The sequence below is a fragment of the Kitasatospora sp. LaBMicrA B282 genome, from assembly GCF_050325825.1.
Lineage (GTDB): Bacteria > Actinomycetota > Actinomycetes > Streptomycetales > Streptomycetaceae > Kitasatospora.
The window spans coordinates 1-4538 of record NZ_JBNQTI010000306.1; the positions used below are offsets into that span (position 1 = coordinate 1).

Genomic DNA, 4538 nt, shown 5'->3' on the forward strand with positions numbered 1-4538 from the left:
CGCGCTCACCGCGGCAGCGGCGGCCCCGGCGGCCACCGGCGGCACGGCGGGCGGCGCGGGCACCGTCGCCGGCGGCCTGGGCAGGTCGGCGCGCCGGGTGATCTCGGTGTTCACCGGCGCCGGCAGCCAGTCGTCGGCGAACCGCAACTGCCCGCCGACCTCGGGGTGGTTGCTCGCGACCTCGATGATCTCGGCCGGCGTGGGCCGGTCCTCCGGCGACTTGGCCAGGCAGCGCTGGACCAGCTCGCGCAGGTCGGCGGGCACCTTGCTGAGGTCCGCCGGCTCGTGCACCACCCGGTAGAGCACCGCGGTCTCCGGCCCCTCGCCGAACGGCAGCACCCCGCTGGCCGCGTAGGCGGTCAGCGCACCGAGCGCGAAGACGTCGGTGGCCGGGGTGACGGAAGTGCCCTGGGCCTGCTCCGGGGCCATGAAGGCGGGCGAGCCGATCCGGAAGCCGGTACCGGTCAGCACGGTGGCGTCGGCGGCCCGCGCGATGCCGAAGTCGATCACTCGCGGGCCGTCCGCGGCCACCAGCACGTTGGCCGGCTTGAGGTCGCGGTGCACCACGGTGACCTTGTGGATCGCCTGCAGCGCCTCGGCGATGCCGCCGAGCAGCAGCAGCACGGTGCGCACCGGCAGCGCCCCGTGCTCGCGCACCACCTGGGCCAGCGAGGGCCCGGGCACGTACGCGGTGACCAGCCACGGGGTGTCGGCCTCGGTGCCGGCGTCGATCACCTGGGCGGTGTACAGGCCGTGGATCCGCTGCGCGTTGGTCACCTCCTGGCCGAACCGGCGGCGGAACTCGGAGTCCTCGGCGAACTCCGGGCGGACCACCTTGAGCGCCACCGGGCGGCCGCCCGGGGTGTAGGAGAGGTAGACCCGGCCCATGCCGCCGGCCCCGAGCCGCGCGTAGAGCCGGTAGCCGGCCACCGACGTCGGGTCGTCCGGCTGGAGGGGTTGGAAGGCGGGCGGCAGTGGTGCGGCGGAGCGCTGGTCATCGGCAGGCATGGCGTGAGAGTAGCGAACGGCCCGGCCTCTGCGGAGGCCGGGCCGTAGACCGTTATTGACGTGTGGTCAGAGCACCCGTCAGAGGCTGAACACCTCTTCGATCAGCGCCTGCTGCTCGGCGGCGTGACGCTTGGCCGAACCCACGGCCGGGGCCGAGGCGGCCGCGCGGGCGACCCGGCGCAGGCGGGCGAAGCCGGCCTTGCGACCGATCACCACGTCCAGGTGGTCGACCAGGTTCATCGCGATGAACGGCCAGGCACCCTGGTTGGCCGGCTCCTCCTGGGCCCAGATGAACTGGACGTCGTCGCCGTACCGGGCCAGCTCCTCCTGGAGCTCGGCGACCGGCAGCGGGTAGAGCCGCTCGACCCGGACGATGGCGGTGTCGGTGACGCCGCGCTCGGTGCGCGCCGCCTCCAGGTCGTAGTAGAACTTGCCCGCGGTGATCAGCACCTTGCGCACGTTCTTGGGGTCGACCGTGGAGTCGCCGATCACCGGACGGAACGAGCCGGCGGTGAACTCCTCCACCGAACTGGCCGCGGCCTTCAGACGCAGCATCGACTTCGGGGTGAAGACGACCAGCGGCTTGTGGTGCGGGTTGTGCACCTGCCAGCGCAGCAGGTGGAAGTAGTTCGACGGCAGGGTCGGCATGGCGACCGTCATGTTGTTGTCGGCGCACAGCTGCAGGAAGCGCTCCGGGCGGGCGGACGAGTGGTCCGGGCCCTGGCCCTCCATGCCGTGCGGCAGCAGCAGGGTGACACCGGAGTGCTGGCCCCACTTCTGCTCGGCCGAGGCGATGTACTCGTCGACCACGGTCTGCGCGCCGTTGACGAAGTCGCCGAACTGCGCCTCCCACATGACCAGCGAGTTCGGGCGGGTCAGCGAGTAGCCGTACTCGAAGCCCATCGCCGCGTACTCCGACAGCAGGCTGTCGTAGACGGTGAACCGGGCCTGGTCCTCGGTCAGGTACAGCAGCGGGGTGTAGTCCTCGCCGGTGACCCGGTCGATCAGCACCGCGTGGCGCTGGCCGAAGGTGCCGCGGCGGCTGTCCTGGCCGGCGAGGCGGACCGGGTGGCCCTCCATCAGCAGCGAGCCGACGGCCAGGCACTCGCCGGTGGCCCAGTCGATCGTGCCGTCCTCGATCGAGGCGGCGCGGCGCTGCAGCTGCGGCAGCAGGCGCGGGTGGACGGTCAGCCACTCCGGCAGGTTGACCTGCGAGGCGGCGATCCGCTTGACCATCTCCTGGGAGATGCCGGTCTGGATCGAGACCGGGAAGTCGGCCACCGGCTTGGCGCCGGGCGCCGCCTGCTGGGCCCCGGCCGCGTCGCGGACCTCGGCGAAGACCTTCTCCAGCTGGCCCTGGAAGTCCTGGAGCGCCTGCTCCGCCTCTTCCATGGTGATGTCGCCGCGACCGATCAGGCCCTCGGTGTAGAGCTTGCGCACCGAGCGCTTCTTGTCGATCAGGTCGTACATCAGCGGCTGGGTGAACGACGGGTTGTCGGCCTCGTTGTGACCGCGGCGGCGGTAGCAGATGAGGTCGATCACGACGTCCTTGTGGAACGCCTGGCGGAACTCGAAGGCGAGCCGCGCGACGCGGACCACGGCCTCCGGGTCGTCGCCGTTCACGTGGAAGATCGGGGCCTCGATCATCCGGGCCACGTCGGTGCAGTACATCGAGGAACGGCTGGAGGCCGGGGCGGCGGTGAAGCCGACCTGGTTGTTCACCACGATGTGCACGGTGCCGCCGGTGCGGTAGCCGCGCAGCTGCGACATGTTCAGGGTCTCCGCGACCACGCCCTGGCCGGCGAAGGCCGCGTCGCCGTGGATCTGGATCGGCAGCACCGGGAAGGTGGTGCCGCCCTGGTCCAGGATGTCCTGCTTGGCGCGGGCGATGCCCTCGACGACCGGGTCGACCGTCTCCAGGTGGGAGGGGTTGGCGGCCAGCGAGACCTTGATGGTCTCGCCGTCCAGGCCGGTGAAGGTGCCCTCCGAGCCCAGGTGGTACTTCACGTCGCCGGAGCCGTGCATCGACTTCGGGTCGAGGTTGCCCTCGAACTCGCCGAAGATCTTGCCGTACGGCTTGCCGACGATGTTGGCCAGCACGTTCAGGCGGCCGCGGTGGGCCATGCCGATCACGGCCTCGTCGAGGCGGTGCTCGGCGGCCGAGTCGATGGTCGCGTCGAGCAGCGGGATCAGCGACTCGCCGCCCTCCAGCGAGAACCGCTTCTGGCCGACGTACTTGGTCTGCAGGAAGGTCTCGAAGGCCTCGGCCGAGTTCAGCCGGCGCAGGATGCGCAGCTGCTCCTCGCGCTCCGGCTTGGTGTACGGCTTCTCCAGGTGCTCCTGCAGCCACTTGCGCTGCTTGGGGTCCTGGATGTGCATGTACTCGATGCCGACGGTGCGGCAGTAGGTGTTGCGCAGCAGCCCGAGGACGTCGCGCAGCTTCATCATCTTCTGGCCGCCGAAGCCGCCGACGGCGAACTCGCGCTCCAGGTCCCACAGCGTCAGGCCGTGCTGGACCACGTCCAGGTCCGGGTGCTTGCGCTGCTTGTACTCCAGCGGGTCGGTGTCCGCCATCAGGTGGCCGCGGACCCGGTAGGAGTGGATCAGCTCCATCACGCGGGCGGTCTTGTTGACCTCGTCCTCGTGGGTGGTGGCCACGTCGGTGGCCCAGCGGACCGGCTCGTACGGGATCCGCAGCGACTCGAAGACCTCGTCGTAGAAGCCGTTCTCGCCCAGCAGCAGCTGGTGGATCGCGCGCAGGAACTCGCCGGAGGCGGCGCCCTGGATGACCCGGTGGTCGTAGGTCGAGGTCAGCGTCATGATCTTGGAGACGCCGAGCCGGGAGAGGGTCTCCTGCGAGGAGCCCTGGAACTCGGCCGGGTACTCCATCGCGCCGACGCCGAGGATGGTGCCCTGGCCCTGCATCAGGCGCGGGACCGAGTGCACGGTGCCGATGCCGCCCGGGTTGGTCAGCGAGACCGTGACCCCGGTGAAGTCGTCCATGGTCAGCTTGTTGGCGCGGGCCCGGCGGACGATGTCCTCGTAGGCCTGCCAGAAGCCGAAGAAGTCCAGCGTCTCGGCCTTCTTGATGGCCGCGACGACCAGCTGGCGGTCGCCGTTCGGCTTCACCAGGTCGATCGCCAGGCCCAGGTTCACGTGGTCGGGCTTGACCAGGAACGCCTTGCCGTCCTTGACGGCGTAGCTGTGGTTCATGCCCGGCGTGGCCTTCAGCGCCTGCACCATGGCGTAGCCGATCAGGTGCGTGAAGGAGACCTTGCCGCCGCGGGCGCGCTGCAGGTGGTTGTTGATGACGATGCGGTTGTCGATCAGCAGCTTCGCCGGGACCGCGCGCACGCTGGTGGCGGTCGGCACCTCCAGCGAGGCGTCCATGTTGCTGGCGACGGCCTTGGCCGGGCCGCGCAGCGGGACCAGCTCCGGGCCGGTGCTCTCGGCCGCCGGGGCGGCGGGCGCGGCGGCGGTGGCCTTGGGGGCCGGCGGCGCGGGCGGAGCGGCTGCCAGCGGCGCGGCGG

Annotated in this window: 2 protein-coding genes; both read right to left on the minus strand. The window is 71.0% G+C overall.

The genetic code is table 11. From position 1 onward, the window contains the following. Positions 1 to 1008, minus strand: a 1008-nt coding sequence (locus ACQRUO_RS38710) for a serine/threonine-protein kinase (RefSeq protein WP_428320878.1), incomplete at its 3' end; no start/stop codon positions are given. A 78-nt stretch (positions 1009 to 1086) separates the two neighbouring features. Continuing rightward, positions 1087 to 4538: multifunctional oxoglutarate decarboxylase/oxoglutarate dehydrogenase thiamine pyrophosphate-binding subunit/dihydrolipoyllysine-residue succinyltransferase subunit (locus ACQRUO_RS38715; protein WP_428320879.1), on the minus strand; the 3452-nt coding region annotated here is incomplete at its 5' end.